Genomic DNA, 18817 nt, shown 5'->3' with positions numbered 1-18817 from the left:
CATCACTGTCTGAAGCCCCCTCCCACAATGGACGGTCCCAGGCGCACGCTTTCGGCTGAATGAAAAAGGTAGTGGCTCATGCATCAATTGATTCTTGGCGGCGCTCGTTCGGGCAAAAGTCGCCTCGCTGAAAAACTCGCTGGCAACAGCGGGCTGCCGGTGATGTATATCGCCACCAGCCAGCCGCTGGACGGTGAGATGAACCAGCGCGTTGCCCTGCATCGGGAGCGTCGTCCCGAGCACTGGGGCCTGATCGAAGAGCCCATCGAGCTGGCGCGGGTGTTGCGCGAAAACGCCGCCGCCGAGCGTTGCCTGCTGGTGGACTGCCTGACCCTGTGGCTGACCAACTTGCTGATGCTGGAAGACCCCGAGCGCCTTGCCTTCGAGCGCGACCAATTGCTGGAAACCCTGGCGGCATTGCCGGGGCAGATCATTTTTGTCAGCAACGAGACCGGACTCGGTGTCGTGCCGCTGGGCGAATTGACTCGCCGTTATGTGGATGAAGCCGGTTGGCTGCATCAAGCCTTGGCCGAGCGGTGTCAGCGTGTGGTGCTGACGGTCGCCGGCCTGCCCCTGACTTTGAAAGGTACTGCGTTATGACGGATTCCTGGTGGCTCGACCCCTGCAAGGCCGTCGACGGCGCTGCGCGAGAACAGGCGCTGATGCGTCAGCAGCAGTTGACCAAGCCGGCCGGTTCGCTCGGCCAGTTGGAAGCGCTGGCGGTGCAGCTGGCCGGTTTACAGGGGCAGGTCAAGCCGTCGGTGGAACAGGTGTGGATCGCGATTTTTGCCGGCGACCATGGCGTGGTCGCCGAAGGCGTGTCGGCGTTTCCCCAGGCCGTGACCGGGCAGATGCTGCACAACTTTGTCACCGGCGGCGCGGCCATCAGCGTATTGGCGCGGCAACTGGGTGCGCAGTTGGAAGTGGTCGACCTCGGCACGGTGACGCCCTCCCTGGACTTGCCCGGCGTGCGCCACCTGAATATCGGCGCGGGCACCGCCAATTTTGTCGACGGCCCGGCGATGACCCAGGCTCAGGGTCGCCAGGCCCTGCACGCCGGGCGAGACAGCGTACGTCGCGCTCAGCAAGGCGGCGCCCAGCTGTTGATTGGTGGCGAAATGGGCATCGGCAACACCACCGCCGCCAGTGCGCTGGCGTGTGCGCTGCTCGATTGCCCGGTGAGTGAGATGACCGGCCCCGGCACCGGGTTGAATGCCCAGGGCGTCAGTCACAAGGTAGCGGTCATCGAGCGCGCCCTGGCCTTGCACGCGGCCCAGCGCGGCGATGCGTTGCAGACGCTGTTCAACCTGGGTGGCTTTGAAATTGCCGCGCTGGTCGGCGCCTACCTGGCCTGCGCCCAGGAAGGCATCGTGGTGCTGGTGGACGGGTTTATCTGTAGCGTCGCCGCGCTGGTTGCCACGCGCTTGAACCCGGCATGCCGCGACTGGCTGGTGTTCGGCCACCGGGGCGCCGAGCCGGGCCATCGCCACGTGCTACACAGTCTCGATGTACAGCCGCTGCTGGACCTGGGCCTGCGTCTGGGCGAAGGCAGTGGCGCGGCGTTGGCGGTGCCGTTGTTGCGCCTGGCCTGCGCGTTGCACGGGCAGATGGCGACGTTTGCCGAAGCCGCCGTGGCGGATCGCCCCGCATGACCTTGCACCTGGACCTGCTGCGCCACGGTGAAACCGAACTGGGCGGCGGGCTGCGCGGCAGCCTGGACGATGCGTTGACGGCCAAGGGCTGGGAGCAGATGCGCGCCGCCGTATTGGGGCAGGGGCCGTGGGACCGGCTGATCAGTTCACCCTTGCAACGCTGTGCGCGTTTTGCCCAGGAATTGGGCGAACGTCTCAACCTTCCTGTCAGCCTGGAAAAAGACCTGCAAGAGCTGCACTTCGGCGCCTGGGAAGGGCAGAGCGCGGCGGCGCTGATGGAAACCGACGCCGAAGCCCTGGGCTTGTTCTGGGCCGACCCCTACGGTTTTACGCCGCCAGAAGGCGAGCCGGTGAGCGCATTTTCCGAACGGGTGTTTGGCGCAATCGCACGCCTGCAGCAGGCCCATGCCGGCGAGCGCGTGCTGTTGATCAGCCACGGTGGCGTGATGCGGCTGCTGTTGGCGCGCGCGCGGGGTTTGCCTCGTGAACATTTGCTGAATGTCGAAGTCGGCCACGGTGGGCTGTTCAGCCTGCAGGTGGCGAGTGATGGCACCCTGAAGGAAGGGGCTTGAACATGCTGCCATTCTGGATCGCCCTGCAGTTTCTAAGCAGCCTGCCGATTCGCCTGCCTGATATGCCGCAACCGCAGAGAGCTGGGGCGTTCGCTGCTGTTTTACCCCGTGGTGGGCTTGCTGTTTGGCCTGCTCCTGTGGGGCCTGAACGCCCTGTTAACTGGCACGCCATTGTTGCTGCACGCCGCGCTGCTATTGACCGCCTGGGTGCTGCTCAGCGGTGGCCTGCACCTAGACGGGCTGGCGGACAGCGCCGACGCCTGGCTGGGTGGCTTTGGCGACCGGGAACGCACCCTCACCATCATGAAGGACCCCCGCAGCGGGCCCATCGCCGTGGTCACCCTGGGCCTGGTGTTGTTGCTCAAGTTCACCGCGCTGGTGGCCCTGATCGAGCAGCACAATGGCGCTGCGCTGATTCTTGCGCCGTTGATCGGTCGCGCTTCGATGTTGGCGCTGTTTCTCACCACGCGCTATGTGCGTGCGGGTGGATTAGGCCAGGCGCTGTCGGATCATTTACCCAGGATTGTCGGCCAGCAGGTGCTGATTCTCAGTGGGTTGGCCTGCATCCTCATCGCAGGCTTCAGTGGTGGCCTCGCGGTCCTGCTCGCAGCCGTGTGTTTTATCGGATTGCGCCAGCTGATGGTCAACCGCCTCGGTGGCACCACGGGCGATACCGCCGGCGCCCTGCTGGAGCTGCTTGAAGCGGCCGTATTGATTGGGCTCGCGCTGTAACACCTTCTTGCATTTCCTCAACTCCGGGTATATACACGCTCCATGCTTGCCTCCCAATGTTTATGCACCAACCTGCGACGTGCCGCCCGTGGCGTCAGCAGGCATTACGACGGCGCCCTCGACGGCTTCGGGATCAACGTTGCGCAGTATTCTTTGCTTTGCAACCTGCAGCGTCTGGATCAGCCGAGCATTTCCAGCCTGGCGGAAGCTATGGGCCTGGACCGCAGCACCCTGGGGCGCAACCTGCGCGTACTCGAAGGTGAGGGTCTGGTGCAATTGGTCGAAGGCGATGACCTGCGCAACCGCCTGGTGGTCATGACCGAGGCAGGTGAGCAGCGCTTGACCGCCGCTTTGCCGGCATGGGAAGCGGCGCAACAGAAACTGATTGATAAGCTTGGCGCCGAAAAGCGCGAAACCTTGTTGGCCTTGCTGGATGAACTCGCCTGAACGGCGGTTTGTTCGACTATAAGCGGGTACATACCCGCGATCGGAGAATAAGAAATGACCTCGATGTGGCGCACCAGTGGCTGGGTTCTGTTGGGGAGTGCGCTGATCCTGGCGTTGTCTCTGGGCGTGCGGCACGGCTTTGGCCTGTTCCTGGCGCCGATGAGCAGCGAATTTGGCTGGGGGCGTGAGACGTTCGCCTTCGCCATTGCCTTGCAGAACCTGATCTGGGGCCTGGCACAGCCCTTCACCGGGGCCTTGGCCGACCGTTTCGGTGCGACCAAGGCGGTATTCGTCGGCGGCGTGTTATACGCCGTGGGTCTGGTGTTGATGGGTATGTCGGACTCGGCGTGGTCCTTGTCGTTGAGCGCTGGATTGCTGATTGGTATCGGCCTGTCCGGCACCTCGTTTTCGGTGATTCTGGGTGTGGTCGGCCGCGCCGTACCCCCGGAAAAACGCAGCATGGCCATGGGCATCGCCAGCGCCGCGGGCTCCTTTGGCCAGTTCGCCATGGTCCCCGGCACCCTCGGCTTGATCGGTTGGCTGGGCTGGTCCGCGGCACTGCTGGCGTTGGGCCTGATGGTAGCGTTGATCCTGCCGCTGGTGGCCATGCTCAAGGATCGGCCACTGCCGGTGACGGTCGGCCAGCAAACCCTGGGCGAAGCGTTGAAGGAGGCATGCTCGCACTCCGGGTTCTGGCTGCTGGCCTTCGGTTTTTTTGTCTGCGGTTTCCAGGTGGTGTTCATCGGTGTGCATCTGCCGGCCTACCTGGTGGACCAGCATTTGCCGGCCACGGTAGGCACCACCGTGCTGGCCCTGATCGGCCTGTTCAATGTGTTCGGGACTTACACCGCCGGCTGGCTGGGTGGGCGCATGTCCAAGCCGCGCTTGCTCACCGGCTTGTACCTGTTGCGTGCGGTGGTGATCGTGTTGTTCCTGTGGGCGCCGGTCACCGAAGTCACGGCCTACCTGTTTGGCATGGCGATGGGTTTTTTGTGGCTGTCCACCGTACCGCTGACCAACGGCACCGTTGCGACCTTGTTCGGCGTACGCAACCTCTCGATGCTGGGTGGGATTGTGTTCCTGTTCCATCAACTCGGCTCGTTTCTGGGTGGCTGGTTGGGCGGGGTGGTCTATGATCGAACCGGTAACTACGACTTGATCTGGCACGTGGCAATTCTGCTCAGCCTGCTCGCTGCGGCCCTGAACTGGCCGGTGCGTGAACGGCCGGTGGCGCGGGTGCAGGCGCAAATGGAGGCGGCATGAGTGCAGCACTGCGGTGCATGGCCCTGGCGGCAGGGCTGATACTGTTGCTGCTGGCCTGGTGGGGCTGGCAGCAAGGAGGCCTGGCGTTGATGCAGTTGGGCATGTCGATCTGTTAAGTTGTTGGCCTGAACCGACTCAAGGACTTTCGATATGCGCATGCGCTGGCTCGCTTTACCCGTCCTGATGGCCATTGGCAGCGTGGCCCTGGCGACCAGTTGTCCGCCGTTGCTGGAGGGTCAATTGCCCAAGCTGCGGGCCAAGGAATCCATTGACCTGTGCCAGCGTTTCGCAGGCAAACCGCTGGTCATCGTCAACACCGCAAGCTTCTGCGGCTTCGCCCCGCAATTCAAAGGGCTTGAGGCCTTGTATCAACGCTACAAGGGCGAAGGCCTGGAAGTGATCGGCGTGCCTTCCGATGACTTCAAGCAGGAAGCCAAGACCGGCGAAGAAACCGCCAAGGTCTGCTACGTGAACTACGGCGTGACGTTCACCATGACCGAGCCGCAGAAGGTCAAGGGGCCGGATGCGGTCAATTTGTTCAAGGTCCTGGCGCAGCAGACCGACGCGCCGCCGAAGTGGAACTTCTACAAGTACGTGGTGGATCGCCAGGGCAAGGTCATCGCCAATTTTTCCAGCCTGACCAAGCCTGACAGTCCGGAGTTGATCGAGGCGGTAGAAAAAGCGCTGGCGTCCAAACCCTGATCGCCGGCCATTGAAAAGCCCCGCCTCCTTTGCAGGAGAGCGGGGCTTTTTTTATACCGCAGCGAATCAGAAGCGGTAGGTCATGCCCAGGCCGAAACCGTTGGCACTGTTTTCATACTTGGCGTTGTAGCTGGCCAACTGGTTGGAGCGTGCCACCTTGACGTCCTCTTCCTTCAGGTAGGAATAGGCCACGTCGATGGTCATGTTCGGCATGACCTCGTAGCCCAGGCCCAGACTGAAGATGGTGCGGTCGCCGGTAGGAATGCGTGGCGAGCGATCGGTGTTGTTGGTCGGCGACTGGTCGAACGTCAGGCCGGTACGCAGCACCACTTGCTTGGTCAGCTGGTACGAAGTACCCAAGGCGTAAGCCCAGGTGTCGTGCCAGTTCTGGTCTTCCTTGATGGTGCCTACCAGCGCAGGGGCCAGTGCGCCACCGGTTGCGCCGCTGACGCCGTCGTTGTTGACGGTGATGTCTTTGAGGCGGCTCCAGCGGGTCCAGGTGGCACCGGCATAGAGCTTCCAGGCGTCGGTCAGGTCCTGGGTCACCGACAGGTCGTAGGACTCAGGCGTGTCGATCTTCAGCGAAGCGTCGTAGCGGTTGCTGCGCAGGAACGGCGAGGTCGCGGTTGGCGCGGTCACTTCGGTGTGGCCGTCCAGCTTGTAGCTGACCTTGGAGTGATAGGTCAGGCCGACGCGGGTGGTATCGGTAGCTTGTACCAGCACGCCGATGTTGAAGCCCAGCGCGGTGTCGTCACCCTTGATCTTGATATTGGTATCTGGCGCGGCAGGGTTGAGCGTGATGTCCGATTCCAGCGTACCGGAAATGCGGTTGATGGTCGGGCCAAAACCGACGGAAACGCGATCGTTGAACGCGTAGCTGACCGTCGGCTGGAAGGTCATGACTTTTACTTCGCTCTTGCTGCCAAAGCCACGGCCCTGGAAGCCGCTTTCGTAGTCAGTGATCAGGCCAAACGGTGCATAGACGCCGAAACCGACTGCCCACTGGTCGTTGAGTTTGTTGGTGTAGAAACCGAACGGCACGGCGGTGAAAGGCACCATATCGCCTTTGTTGCTGCCGCGGGAGCGGCCGCTGACGTCGCTGATATCAGTGGAAGCATCAATGGCTGCGACACCACCGGTGATCTGCTGGCCATTCAGGCGAGCCATACCGGCAGGGTTACCATAGACAGTGCTTGCATCATCGGCAGATGAAGAACGACCTGCGAAACCGGTACCCATTCCGCTGACGCTCTGTTCGTTCAGAGCGAAGCCGCTGGCGAACAGTTGGGAGGAGGCCATGGCAACGGCGAGGCTAAGTGTGGTCTTGAGCATTACTTTTTTCATTATTAGAACTCCGTGTGATCACCGCTGCGGAAAGTATCAATAAATTTGTCATCGCGCTATAGGCTGTAACGCAGGAGATAGAGCGGTTTTGTAGGACAATCCGACCAGATTCACCGGGTTTTGGCGAATCTTGCAATTTGCCCGGTCAGCAGGTCACCTGTTTCATTGGGGAGACACAGGTTTGCCAGGCCTGGGAGAAATCCCGCAGCCGGCCTTGAGGGTGAAATATTTCTTTCCAGATACGTGCCATCGCCAGTACATCGCCAGCGGCGGGCAAGGCAGGGCGATGCTGTTCCACCAGCAACCAGGCAATCGCCGTGGCGTAACGCAGGTTCACCGTCAACTCCAACTGGGGCGCACTGAGGAATGCATGTTGGCTGGCTAATCCTCGCACCAGGCTCGCCCGTTCCGGGTCGAGCGCCAGGTAGGTGTCCCAAAGGGCGCGGTGGCGCGGTTCGGTGATGCTGTAGAGGCCATGGCCGCGGCGGTCATGCAAGGCTGAGCCAAGCTCCGACTGGCTGGCGGCGATGCCCAGCAACAGGGATTCGGCGGTCGGGTTATGACAGCCGAGGTACATCAAGGTCGGTCTGATCACATAGCGACACAATTCGCTGGCGGCAATACCCATAAGAGCCTCAGTCCGTCGGAATGATTGACGGGCCTGAGAAGGGGGGCTTGGCAGCGGTGGATCGGATCTCAGGCCCGTCGCAAGCGGATCATGCCGCTTGAGTTGAAGTGTAGTGTCATATTCGTCTTGTAAAGGACTGTTTTTAAAACATCTTCTTTATCCGGTTATAACGTTTATATCTATTCGTGCTTAGTAAAAAGTACCTGGGTCAAATTCCAGGCAATAAAAAACCCTGCTTTTCAGGCAGGGTTTTTGTGTTTCAGCGACTCGGGTCGATCAGGCAGTCAGTGCCTGACGGGTACGCTCGATCACGGCCTGCAGCGGCTCTGCGCTGGAGTATTGATCGGGGTACAGGCGTTCGCTGTGACGTGCGATGCCGTGTTCGTTGACCAAGGTGAAGCTGAAGCAGCCTTTGCGAGCGGCCATGATCAGGCAGTTCATTGGGGCAAAAGCGTTGGTGAGGGTGCGGATGGCATCCTGAGTGTGGATTTGAGCGTTCATATTATTGGTGTTCCTACAAATGACACGGATAAGAACCGTGCAACGTTAAAACGTTCCAGAAACGCTGATCACCATTGATCAAGCGAAAGAACCTAGTCTGGAACAAAGCAGCCAGTTTGAAGCGCTATTCAATTAGGCGCGCTTGGGCTGGCAGGTAGGTACTTAGGAGGGCAGGCAACACAACAAGGGCAAAGGTTCTGGGCCCGGGGTGAAGATCCTGATCAATTTGCAGGTTGGTTCGGTCAGAGTATGCAGACTTCGCGGCACCCTTTGCTTATTCAAAGGCAGTGTCGTCGCAAGTGATACCTGGAAACCATCGAGGTGGCCGGTCCGATGTTGTTCAAGGGATGTGTTCGGCCAGAATTGACTTTCAGCTTGGTACTAACGCCGCGGATAGTAACGGATCGAAACAAGGAAAGGAAGCGACCAGGCAAAAAAACTTTCAGCCACCCAGCAACCCACGATAGATCAACACAGTTATGGCCGCCGCCAGGGTGCAACCCAGCCCGTACGCGGCGAGCGTCAGGCGCAAGGACTGGCCGGTTTCGATGACCCGCATCACATCACGCATGTCATTGATCCCGCCATCACTCAGCTCGATGCACAGGCTCACAGCGGTCAGGGCGGCTGACAGCAGGATCGCGATGGCGAACAGGGCGCCATCCGGGGACGGTAACAGCGCATTGATGCCCAGGGATGTCGCGCAGATGGCCAGCAGCAAAGCGGCGAATAACAGAATTCCTTTCATCGGCCCTGCACGGTTGCGTTGTCGGTGGGGAAGTGTGGCGAGCCGCGACCGGTTTGAAAAGGTCCCCGGTTGGCTGGCAGTAACATTTTCCGAGCGTGTCGGACCAAAAAAAGCCGTGGATATAACCATTGGCTGTGTACTTGTGCACATTTGTCGCAGCGCGCGTAACTTCGCCGGTGACAGTGCTGGAGCCTGCCCATTTGCCTGTAATCAAAATTTAAGTCAATGAAAAATCTCGCTTTTTTTTATTGGTGAAAAAATCGTCAGTTTGACTGCGGCCCCCGTTCCATGGGCCTTTGCGCGAGTTAAAGCAGGGTTGTCCACTGAGTTATCCACAGCTTCTGTGGATTGTCCCAAGCGCTTGCTCTAGAACGGGCGTGCAGCGTTTTTTCAGCTTTACCTGTACGAAAAAAAGAGTAGAGTGGCGCGCCTTCGGTTCTACCCCACAGTGCTTTATGAAGTTTCGCTCAGTATCACCTTCTGTTACCGACACTCTCCGATCTGTTACCGCGCCCAAGCGTTTCTCTTTGAAAGTCGCCTTGTGGCTCCTGGACAGCCCGCGCCTGGGGCAGAGTACCAACATCAAGCACCTGGCTGGTCGTCTGCTCAAGCAGCCTGCGCGCGAAGGTGTGGTGGCTGCGCAGAGCCGCCTGGGCCAATTGATGTGCCGTGAATGCGGAAGTGCCCGCGATCGGCGTATCGGCCACGACCTGCTGCGTTCAGCGGCCCGCGCCGGCGACCGTCGCGCTCAGCGTGAACTGGGCCAGGTCGAAGACTGAGCTGTCCTCCCGTGCGTTGCTTGGTTAACCTTGCTCTTTTTTGGTGATGGCAGAGATGGCTATGGTTTTCGACTGGACCAGCGTCGCCCTGGGGCTTGCTGGCGCAGCGCTGCCGTTATTGGCGTTGTGCTGGCAGATTCAACAGCGGCTGACCGCGCGCACCATCGGCTGGGAGTTGCTGGAAGAGCGCCTGGCGATCGCGCAACTGGCCCAGGAAGGGCTTGGCGCCCAACTGGACGCCAGCCGCGACGAGATCAGCGATCTGAGCCAGGCCAACGCCGCCAAGCAGGCCGACCTGGCCGCCGTGCGCCGTGAAGTCGAGCTGTTGCAGATCGACCGCGACAACGCCCGCGACGCCGCCCACGCCTGGAACCTGGATCGCAGCGCCAAGGAAACCGAGCTGCGCCGGCTTGACGCCCTGGCCGCGGCCTTGCGCGCCGAGCTGCGCGAACAGCAGGACAGCCATCAGCAGCGCCTCGCCGACCTGCAAGGTTCCCGCGATGAACTGCGCGCACAGTTTGCCGAACTGGCCGGGAAGATATTCGATGAGCGCGAGCAACGCTTTGCCGAAACCAGCCAGGAGCGCCTGGGCCAGCTACTGGACCCACTCAAGGAGCGCATCCAGTCCTTCGAAAAGCGCGTTGAAGAAAGTTACCAGAACGAAGCCCGCGAACGCTTTTCCCTGGCCAAGGAGCTTGAGCGCCTACAGCAATTGAACCTGCGCCTGTCGGACGAAGCCACCAACCTGACCCGTGCCCTCAAAGGCCAGAAAACCCAGGGCAACTGGGGCGAACTGATCCTCGAGCGGGTATTGGAACATGCGGGCCTTGAGAAGGGGCGCGAGTACCAGACCCAGGTCAGCCTCAAAGGCCCGGATGGCGAACGCTTCCAGCCGGACGTGCTGATCATGTTGCCGGGTGACAAGCAGGTGGTGGTGGACTCCAAGGTCAGCTTGACCGCTTATCAGCAGTACGTCGCGGCGGATGACGAGGTGATTGGCCAGGCAGCGTTGAAGCAGCATGTACTGTCCCTGCGCAATCACGTCAAAGGCTTGGCCAGCAAGGATTACAAGCGCCTGGAAGGTTTGCACAGCCTGGATTTCGTGCTGCTGTTCGTGCCGATTGAAGCGGCGTTTTCCGCGGCGCTGCAAGCCGAACCAAACCTTTTCCAGGAAGCCTTTGATCGTCATATCGTGATTGTCAGCCCCACCACCTTGCTGGCTACCCTGCGGGTCATCGACAGCCTGTGGAAGCAGGAACGCCAAAGCCAGAACGCCCGGGAGATCGCCGAGCGCGCCGGATGGCTGTACGACAAGTTCGTGCTGTTTATCCAGGATCTGGACGAAGTGGGTAACCGCCTGCAGCAGTTGGACAAGGCTTACAGCGCAGCGCGTAACAAGCTTACGGATGGACGCGGCAATCTGGTCAGTCGCACTGAACAACTGCGCCTGCTTGGCGCGCGTGCCAGCAAAAGCCTGCCGGCGGATTTGCTGGAGCGCGCGATGACGGACGCTGATGGTGTAGCGCATTCTTCCGAATAGAATGCGACCAAAATGCGGGAGGGGGCTTGCCCCCTCCCGCATTTTTTACCGAGTACATCCCGTTTACAGAGGCAAGTGCCTGCTTAACAACGCCCTCAATGCCGCCGGTTTCACGGGCTTTGCCAGGTAATCCAGCCCCGCGCCATGCACCTGCGCCACCATCTCCGGGCGCCCGTCTGCGCTGATCACCACGCCGGGAATCGGCTCGGCCAATTGCGCCCGCAGCCAGCCCATCAACTCAGTACCGGTCTCTCCATGGTCAAGGTGGTAATCCACCAGTGCCACCTGCGGACGCATGCCTTCAGCCAACAGTGCCGCGCATTGGGCCTGGCCGGTAGCGGTCCACACCTGGCAGCCCCAGCGTGTGAGCAGGCTGCGCATGCCGATGAGGATACTTTCTTCGTTATCCACGCATAACACCTGCGCGCCGCTCAGCGGCAGGCCGCTTTCCTGGGGTGCCTGATGCTGCGCACTTGCCTGGTTGCGCGCCAACGGCACGCGCACGCTGAACACGCTGCCCTTGCCCGGCCACGAGCGCACGCTCAGGCGATGGCCGAGTACGCGACACAGGCCGTCGGCAATCGCCAGGCCCAGGCCCAAGCCCTTTTCGGCGCGGGTCTGGTGGCTGTCCAGGCGCTTGAACTCTTCGAAAATCACTTTCTGTTTATCCAGCGGGATGCCAGGGCCACGGTCCCAGACTTCCAGGCACAGTTCGCCCTTGCGGCGACGCACGCCGAGCAGCACCGGGCCGTCGGCATAGCGGAAGGCGTTGGTGAGGAAATTCTGCAGGATGCGCCGTAACAACTTGATGTCGCTGTCCACCCGCAGGCGACTGCCGCGCAAACGGAAGCGCAAGCCTTGCTCATGGGCCAGGGCCTTGAATTCAGCACCCAAGGTGTCGAAGAGCTCGTTGAGTACAAAAGGCTGGGGTTGTGGATTGATCTTGCCGTTTTCCAGGCGCGAGATATCCAGCAGGTCGCTGATCAAGTCCTCGGCAGAGCGCAGCGAACTGTCCAAATGCTGCACCAGTTGCCGGGCTTCGTTCGACAGGTCTTCGTGCTGGTGGGAAAGGGCGGCGGAGAACAGGCGTGCAGCGTTCAGCGGTTGCATCAGGTCGTGGCTGACGGCTGCCAGAAAGCGGGTTTTCGACTGGCTGGCGGTTTCGGCCACGCCCTTGGCCTCAGTCAGCGCGACGTTGAGCTGCGACAGTTCATGGGTGCGCTCGGTCACCCGTTGCTCCAGGCCTTCGTTGGCCTCGGTGAGCGCTTGTTCGGCTTCGCGGAACGCGGTGATGTCGGTGAAGCTCATGACAAAGCCGCCACCGGGCATTGGGTTGCCGATCAACTCGATCACGCGTCCGTTGGGGAACAAGCGCTCGGAGGTGTGCGCGCGGCCCTGACGCATCCAGTGCAGGCGTCGCGCCACATGCACTTGCGCCTCACCGGGACCGCACAACCCGCGCTCGGCGTTGTAGCGGATGATGTCGGCAATCGGCCGGCCAACGCTGATCAGCCCGTCGGGGTAGTTGAACAGCTCCAGATAGCGCCGGTTCCACGCCACCAGCTTGAGCGATTGATCCACCACGCTGATGCCCTGGGTGATGTTCTCGATCGCCCCTTGCAGCAGGGCGCGGTTGAACTGCAACACCTCGGACGCCTCATCGGCGATCCGGACCACATCCTCGAGCTGCATGTCGCGTCCTTCGATCGCCGCTTTCACCACGGCGCGTGTCGAGGATGCGCCGAGTACGCCCGCCAGTAATCGCTCGGTGTGGGCGATCCAGTCGTTGTCGGCATTCTGGTTGGGGTTGAAGCCCTTTCCTTGGCGATAAGCGAAGCGGATAAAGCTTTGCTGGGCGCGTTCCTCACCCACAAAGCGTGCAGACAGGCTGAGCAGGTCGCTGATCTGTACCGACAACATGGAACGGGCGCTGGCGCGCTGGCTGATTTCCTGGCCGATGAAGCGGCCGGCCTGCCAATGTTCGGACACCCGTGTACGCGACAGCATCGACACCCACACGAACAGCGTGAAATTCCCGGCCAGTGAGAACACGGTGCCCAACGTCAGTGAGGTCACGGAGAACCCGAATGGGTGGGAATGCATCCAGGTCAGGCCGGGGAAAAGGCTCAGCGACCACCCCAGGCTTTTCGCGGTAACCGGTAGGACCAGCGTGTAGAACCACAGGAATGTGCCGGCCGCCAGGCCCGCAAACACGCCGCGCCGGTTGGCCTGTTTCCAGTAGAGCGCACCGAGCATCGCCGGTGCGAGCTGGGTCACGGCGGCAAAGGCGATCTGGCCGATGGTTGCCAGGCTCGCGGTGGAGCCCAGCAGTCGGTAGCTCACATAGGCCAGCAGCAGGATGATCACGATGCTGACCCGGCGCACCGACAGCATCCAGTGGCGGAACACTTCAAAGGGGCGTTCGGCGCTGGAGCGGCGCAGCAGCCAGGGCAGCAGCATGTCGTTGGAAACCATGGTCGACAAGGCTATGCTCGCCACGATCACCATGCCGGTGGCCGCCGAAGCGCCGCCAATGAAGGCCAGTACGGCGAGGGCCGGGTGGGCTTCGGCCATCGGCAGGCTGATCACGTAGGAGTCCGGCAGCACCGAGCCGGGCAACAGCATCTTGCCGCCCAAGGCGATGGGGATCACGAACAGTGCGGCCAGGATCAGATAAGCCGGGAATACCCACTTGGCCACACGCAAGTCCTGCGGGTCGATATTCTCCACCACCGTCACATGAAATTGCCGGGGCAGGCAGATGATCGCCATCATCGCAACGCCGGTCTGCACCACCATCGACGGCCAGTTGACGGTCTCTTTCCAGTATTCCTCCAGGCGTGGCGCGAGCATCGCCTGGCTGAACAGATCGCCGAAACCGTCGTACAGCCCGTAGGTCACAAACGCCCCGACCGCCAGAAATGCGAACAGCTTGACCAGGGATTCGAAGGCAATCGCCAGCACCATGCCCCGGTGGTGTTCGGTGGCGTCGAGGTTGCGGGTACCGAACACGATGGTGAACAGCGCCAGCACCAGCGACACGATCAGCGCTGTGTCCTGGGCCCGGGTGCCCGTGGTCTCGGGGCCGGAGCCGATCAACAGGTTAACGCCCAGCACGATGCCTTTGAGCTGCAAGGCGATATAAGGCAATACGCCAACCAGGCAGATCAACGCCACCACCACGGCCAGGGTTTGGGATTTGCCGTAGCGGGCGGCGATGAAGTCGGCGATGGAGGTGATGTTTTCCTGCTTGCTGATCAGAATCATCTTCTGCAGCACCCAGGGCGCCAGCACCAGTAACAGTACCGGCCCCAGGTAGATCGGTAAAAATGCCCACAGCTGTTCGGCCGCCTGGCCTACCGCGCCGAAGAAAGTCCAACTGGTGCAATACACGGCCAGCGACAAGCTATACACCCACGCACGCACGCGTGGTGGCAGCGGCGCATGGCGACGGTCACCGTAAAAGGCGATGGCAAACATAATGGCCATATAGGCCAGGGCAACGGCGGCGATCAGCCCGCTGGACAGCGTCATGGTAACTCCGAGCATAGGAACACCGGGCATTCCAGGCCCGGTTGGACAGTCTCGCAGAATGCTTGGGGTTAGTCAGTGTCGACCAAGGTCGCGTGAGGGCGAATGTCGCAGGCGTGCTCAGCGAGGCGGCAGGGTTTTCTGGCGCAGGATGTAGATCGTCACCAGTATGGCGCTGGTCAGCATGAAGCCTCGTGCCCAGGGCAGGGGCACCAGGTAGCAGGAGAGTGCGATGCTCAGCCACATCAAGCCGATGGCGTAGACCTTGCCTTTGAGCGGGATGCCATTACCGTCCAGGTAGTCGCGGATCCAGGGGCCCAGGCGCGGATGTTCCACCAGCCAGTGGTAGAAGCGCGGGGAGCTTCGCGCGAAGCAGGCGGCCGCCAGCAGCAGAAAGGGTGTAGTGGGCAATACCGGCAGGAAAATGCCGATCACCCCCAACGCTACGCTCAGCCAGCCGATGGCCAGCAGCGCGTAACGCAGGAGCGGCGAGCGGGTGCCCATGGGGTCCACGGGCAAGCGACTCAGTGGTGGCGTGGCTTGAGGATCGCCGGTTTTTCGTCAGGCGCGTTGCACAGCAGGTACAGCGCGGTGAGGGCTTCGGGGATCTGCACGATCATATCGTCCATCAGGTTGGCGTCGGCGGCGATATCGGAAAACTCCGGCTGGTCGTCGAACAGGCCCGAACCGACCATGATCGGCAGCAGCATTTCGCTGACTTCTTCTTCGGCGGTTTCGAACCAGGCGGCTTCGCGCAGGAACACGCCTTCCATGAAGCCGATGCACCAGCCGCGCAGGTCGGAATCGTCCGGATCTTCGCCCAGGTCCAGCTCGCAAGGCAGCTCGAATTCCTCGTCGGAGGCCAGTTGGCGACCGATGTGGGCCTTGAGGGCCAGCAGGGTGGCTTCGATTTCTTCGCGCTGGGCGTCGTCGGCGTAGTGAGGCTCTTCGGCGAACAGCGCGTCGATCCATTCACGCTCGGGTACTTCTTCGGAGCAGATCGACAGCGCGGTCAGGTAGCCGTGGGCGGCCACGTAGTCCAGCGCCTCGTCATGCAGCTCATCGGCGTCGAGGAAGGCTTGCAGGCGGGTTAGTTGCTCAGCGAAGGACATTGAAGGACTACCTTGGGAATAAACGATGCTGAATTCTAGGCTTTCTTGAGCGCCCAGGCCAGCCGCAGTGCATTTTTGCAAGGTTTTAGACGGCTGCGGTCTATTCGTCAGTCGCGCCCTTTGCCGGTGAACGCTCGGGTATACTGCCGCGTTTTGTGATGCCCCTGCAGGCCACGCAGCAGTCCGGGAAAACTTCGCTTACGGATTATTTTCCATGAAAGCGGTTTTTTTTGGCCAGCCTGTACAGAGGGATTTCGGCACCATTTTGGAGTTTTACATGCTCGAGCAGGCTCAACGCGTCCTCAAGGACATCTTCGGCTACGACAGTTTTCGTGGCCGCCAGGGTGCGATCATTGAGCGCGTGGCCAGTGGCGGCGATGCCCTGGTCCTGATGCCTACCGGTGGCGGCAAGTCGTTGTGCTTCCAGGTGCCCGCGCTGTTGCGCAATGGCCTGGCCGTGGTGGTGTCGCCATTGATCGCATTGATGGACGATCAGGTCGCCACCCTGGAAGAACTCGGCGTCGCCGCCGCTTCCCTGAATTCCACCCTCAGCGCCGAGCAGCAGCGCGACCTGGCGGCGCGGATCAAGCGCGGCGAAGTGAAGATGCTCTACCTGGCGCCGGAACGGCTGGTGCAGCCGCGCATGCTGGCGTTCCTGCAGAGCCTGGAAATTGCCCTGTTCGCCATCGACGAAGCTCACTGTGTGTCGCAGTGGGGCCACGATTTCCGCCGCGAATACCTGCAGCTCGGCCAACTGGCGGAGCTGTTTCCCGACGTGCCGCGTATTGCCCTGACCGCCACCGCCGACAAGCGGACCCGCGAAGAGATCGTCGAGCGTCTGCACTTGCAGAATGCCGAGCGCTTCCTGTCGAGCTTTGACCGACCGAATATCTTCTACCGCATCGTGCCCAAGGAACAGCCGCGCAAGCAGTTGTTGGCGTTCCTGTCCGAGCGCCGCAGCGATGCGGGTATCGTCTATTGCCTGTCACGCAAGAAGGTCGATGAAGTCGCCGCGTTCCTCTGTGAGCAAGGCTACCCGGCGCTGCCTTATCACGCCGGCTTGCCCAACGAAACACGCTCGGCCCATCAGAAGCGCTTCCTCAACGAGGAAGGCCTGATCATGGTGGCGACCATCGCCTTCGGCATGGGCATCGACAAATCCAACGTGCGTTTCGTGGCGCACATGGACCTGCCCAAGTCCCTCGAGGCCTATTACCAGGAAACCGGCCGCGCCGGCCGTGATGGTCTGCCGGCGGATGCCTGGATGGTCTACGGCCTGCAAGACGTGGTGATGCTCAAGCAGATGCTGCAGAACTCCGAAGGCGACGAGCGCCATAAACGTCTGGAACAGCACAAACTCGACGCCATGCTCTCGCTGTGTGAAGAGACCCGCTGCCGGCGCCAGACGCTGCTGGCGTACTTCGACGAAGACATGCCGCAACCGTGCGGCCATTGCGATAACTGCACCGACGGCGTGCAGACCTGGGACGCTACCGAGCCGGCGCGTCAGGCGTTGTCGACGATCTACCGCACCGGTCAGCGCTATGGCGTGGGCCATCTGGTGGATGTACTGCTGGGCAAGGATAACGAAAAAATCCGCAGTTTCGGCCACGAAAAACTCTCGGTCTACGGCGTCGGCAAGGCCCGCGCCGAAGGCGAATGGCGATCACTGTTCCGCCAGATGGTCGCGCGCGGGCTGGTGGACATCGATATCGAAGGCTTCGGCGGCCTGCGCCTGAACGACAGCTGCCGGCCCTTGCTCAAGGGCGAAGTCAGCCTGGAACTGCGCCGTGACCTCAAACCGCAAACCACCGCCAAGAGCAGCACCAGCCAGGCCAGCCAACTGGTGCGTGGCGAAGAGCGCGAACAGTGGGAAGCCTTGCGTACCCTGCGCCGCAACCTGGCGCAGGAACACAGTGTGCCGCCCTACGTCATCTTCCCCGACTCGACCTTGTTGGAGATGCTTCGCGAGCAACCCACCACCCTGGCCGAGATGGCCAGGGTCAGCGGTGTGGGCGCGCGCAAGCTGGAGCGTTATGGCCAGGCCTTCCTCGAAGTGCTCGGTGGCCAGGCCGAAGCACCCAGGGAAGTCGCCGATATTCGCCACGAACTGATCAGCCTGGCCCGTGCCGGCATGACCCCGCTGCAGATCGCCGGCCAACTGCAGTGCTCGGAAAAGAACGTGTATACGTTGCTCGCCGAAGCCATCGGCAAGCAGCAGCTGTCGTTGGAACAGGCCCTTGATTTGCCTGAGGATTTGCTCGGCGAAATCCAGGATGCGTTTCTCGACGGGGAAGGCGAATTGCCGCCTGTCGCGGAGATCGCGCCACTGTTTACCGGGCGTGTTCCCGAGGGCGTCTTGTACTGCGTTCGTGCCGCTTTGCAGTCTGAATTCGAGATTTAGTGTACCAATTACGACAATGTAACGAATCAGTCCACGCCGGGCCTTGCCTACTGACAGGGCTCATGCTTAGCTGACTAATAATTGGCCACACTTTATTTTCAGTCTAAAACATGAGTTTTTTATGCCGTTAACCGATCAACACCGCTTTGGCATGCAGTTGGCGCAGATGTCCCGTGGTTGGCGCGCCGAGCTGGACCGCCGTTTGGCGGGGCTGGGTTTGTCCCAGGCGCGGTGGCTGGTGCTGTTGCACCTGGCCCGTTTTACCGAAGCACCTACGCAGCGTGAACTGGCACAAAGTGTCGGGGTAGAAGGGCCGACCCTGGCGCGTCTGCTCGACAGCCTGGAAGGTCAGGGCCTGGTGCAACGCCAGGCGGTAGTGGAAGACCGCCGCGCCAAACGTATCCTGCTGTGTGACACCGCCAGGCCGCTCATCGACCAGATCGAGACCATCGCCACGGCGTTGCGTCATGAACTGTTCGTTGGCGTGGATGAAGAGGATCTGCGCGTGTGCATGCGCGTGCACGGGCACATCCTGGCGAATCTGGAAAAGTCCTGATTTCAAGTCCATTGGAGATCAAAAGGTGGGAGGGGGCTTGCCCCCGATAGCCATAGGTATCTACACAACTTTGTAGCAGCCTACGGTAACCACGATGCGAAGCGAGCCGCTCTTGATCTTGATTTTAGGCGCCCCGTTAAACCACGCTGGCCGCAATTCGACAGTGATTTGGGGGGTAAACCGGCAGGGATGCCGGTTTAGCCGCCCCGCGCCATGGATGGCGCGTGGCGGCGGCCCCCCACATCACTGTCGGATTACGGGCACACCGAGCGTGAGCGAGGTGCCGAGTGGTGGGGCAAACGCCCT

Annotated in this window: 17 protein-coding genes and 1 pseudogene; 11 read left to right on the top strand and 7 right to left on the bottom strand. The window is 61.3% G+C overall.

Annotation, left to right across the window (positions count from 1 at the left end):
- Nucleotides 1–78: 78 nt before the first annotated feature.
- The 7 genes and pseudogenes from cobU to QF045_RS22120 all read left to right on the top strand — a co-directional run bounded on the left by cobU (nt 79) and on the right by QF045_RS22120 (nt 5368).
- Nucleotides 79–600 carry a bifunctional adenosylcobinamide kinase/adenosylcobinamide-phosphate guanylyltransferase gene (gene cobU, locus QF045_RS22150; RefSeq protein ID WP_306494031.1) on the top strand — a complete coding sequence of 174 codons (522 nt, stop codon included), beginning with the start codon at nt 79–81 and terminating at the stop codon, nt 598–600.
- A complete protein-coding gene (gene cobT, locus QF045_RS22145) occupies nt 597–1652 on the top strand; it encodes a nicotinate-nucleotide--dimethylbenzimidazole phosphoribosyltransferase (RefSeq protein ID WP_306494030.1) in 1056 nt (351 codons plus the stop codon). Before cobU ends, cobT begins: the two co-directional genes overlap by 4 nt.
- Entirely contained in the window at nt 1649–2224 is a 576-nt protein-coding gene (gene cobC, locus QF045_RS22140) for an alpha-ribazole phosphatase family protein (RefSeq protein WP_306494029.1), read from the top strand. Before cobT ends, cobC begins: the two co-directional genes overlap by 4 nt.
- 2 nt (nt 2225–2226) lie before the next feature.
- Nucleotides 2227–2956: pseudogene (locus tag QF045_RS22135) on the top strand (adenosylcobinamide-GDP ribazoletransferase).
- Nucleotides 2957–2998: 42 nt separating this feature from the next.
- Nucleotides 2999–3403, top strand: coding sequence for a MarR family winged helix-turn-helix transcriptional regulator (locus QF045_RS22130; RefSeq protein WP_306494028.1), 405 nt, complete (start codon nt 2999–3001; stop codon nt 3401–3403).
- Between the two features lie 54 nt (nt 3404–3457).
- A complete protein-coding gene (locus QF045_RS22125) occupies nt 3458–4666 on the top strand; it encodes an MFS transporter (protein ID WP_373424462.1) in 1209 nt (402 codons plus the stop codon).
- Between the two features lie 150 nt (nt 4667–4816).
- Nucleotides 4817–5368: a glutathione peroxidase gene (locus QF045_RS22120; RefSeq protein ID WP_306494027.1), complete on the top strand. Its 552-nt coding sequence runs from the start codon at nt 4817–4819 to the stop codon at nt 5366–5368.
- Nucleotides 5369–5434: 66 nt separating this feature from the next.
- Here the strand turns inward: QF045_RS22120 and QF045_RS22115 are convergent, their stop codons facing one another.
- From QF045_RS22115 to QF045_RS22100, 4 genes are all read right to left on the bottom strand, one after another.
- Complete coding sequence (locus tag QF045_RS22115; RefSeq protein ID WP_306494026.1) at nt 5435–6712, bottom strand: OmpP1/FadL family transporter; 1278 nt, start codon at nt 6710–6712, stop codon at nt 5435–5437.
- A gap of 145 nt (nt 6713–6857) precedes the next feature.
- Complete coding sequence (locus tag QF045_RS22110; protein ID WP_306494025.1) at nt 6858–7340, bottom strand: hypothetical protein; 483 nt, start codon at nt 7338–7340, stop codon at nt 6858–6860.
- Between the two features lie 276 nt (nt 7341–7616).
- A complete protein-coding gene (locus QF045_RS22105; protein WP_005790139.1) occupies nt 7617–7841 on the bottom strand; it encodes a hypothetical protein in 225 nt (74 codons plus the stop codon).
- Between the two features lie 442 nt (nt 7842–8283).
- Nucleotides 8284–8589, bottom strand: coding sequence for a hypothetical protein (locus QF045_RS22100; protein WP_306494024.1), 306 nt, complete (start codon nt 8587–8589; stop codon nt 8284–8286).
- A gap of 455 nt (nt 8590–9044) precedes the next feature.
- Here QF045_RS22100 and QF045_RS22095 point away from each other — a divergent pair, with 455 nt between their 5' ends.
- Together QF045_RS22095 and rmuC are read left to right on the top strand one after the other, a co-directional pair.
- Entirely contained in the window at nt 9045–9368 is a 324-nt protein-coding gene (locus QF045_RS22095) for a sel1 repeat family protein (RefSeq protein WP_306494023.1), read from the top strand.
- A 175-nt stretch (nt 9369–9543) separates the two neighbouring features.
- Nucleotides 9544–10908 carry a DNA recombination protein RmuC gene (gene rmuC, locus QF045_RS22090; RefSeq protein ID WP_306494941.1) on the top strand — a complete coding sequence of 455 codons (1365 nt, stop codon included), beginning with the start codon at nt 9544–9546 and terminating at the stop codon, nt 10906–10908.
- 63 nt (nt 10909–10971) lie between these two features.
- On the opposite strand, the gene QF045_RS22085 is transcribed toward rmuC, so the two are convergent.
- The 3 genes from QF045_RS22085 to QF045_RS22075 form a co-directional block, all read right to left on the bottom strand.
- Nucleotides 10972–14442 (bottom strand): PAS domain-containing hybrid sensor histidine kinase/response regulator, encoded by a 3471-nt coding sequence (locus tag QF045_RS22085; protein ID WP_306494022.1) that lies wholly within the window; start codon nt 14440–14442, stop codon nt 10972–10974.
- Nucleotides 14443–14559: 117 nt separating this feature from the next.
- Nucleotides 14560–14943: a YbaN family protein gene (locus QF045_RS22080; RefSeq protein WP_306494021.1), complete on the bottom strand. Its 384-nt coding sequence runs from the start codon at nt 14941–14943 to the stop codon at nt 14560–14562.
- Between the two features lie 20 nt (nt 14944–14963).
- Nucleotides 14964–15551 carry a YecA family protein gene (locus QF045_RS22075; protein ID WP_306494020.1) on the bottom strand — a complete coding sequence of 196 codons (588 nt, stop codon included), beginning with the start codon at nt 15549–15551 and terminating at the stop codon, nt 14964–14966.
- 277 nt (nt 15552–15828) lie between these two features.
- Here QF045_RS22075 and recQ point away from each other — a divergent pair, with 277 nt between their 5' ends.
- Together recQ and QF045_RS22065 are read left to right on the top strand one after the other, a co-directional pair.
- A complete protein-coding gene (gene recQ / locus QF045_RS22070) occupies nt 15829–17955 on the top strand; it encodes a DNA helicase RecQ (protein ID WP_306494019.1) in 2127 nt (708 codons plus the stop codon).
- 121 nt (nt 17956–18076) lie between these two features.
- Complete coding sequence (locus tag QF045_RS22065; protein WP_065884521.1) at nt 18077–18511, top strand: MarR family transcriptional regulator; 435 nt, start codon at nt 18077–18079, stop codon at nt 18509–18511.
- Nucleotides 18512–18817: the final 306 nt, after the last annotated feature.

Source organism: Pseudomonas sp. W4I3 (genome assembly GCF_030816195.1).
In the GTDB taxonomy this organism is placed as follows: Bacteria; Pseudomonadota; Gammaproteobacteria; order Pseudomonadales; family Pseudomonadaceae; genus Aquipseudomonas.
Note: the sequence above shows the minus strand (reverse complement) of the source record. Positions and strands in the feature narration are given on the sequence as shown.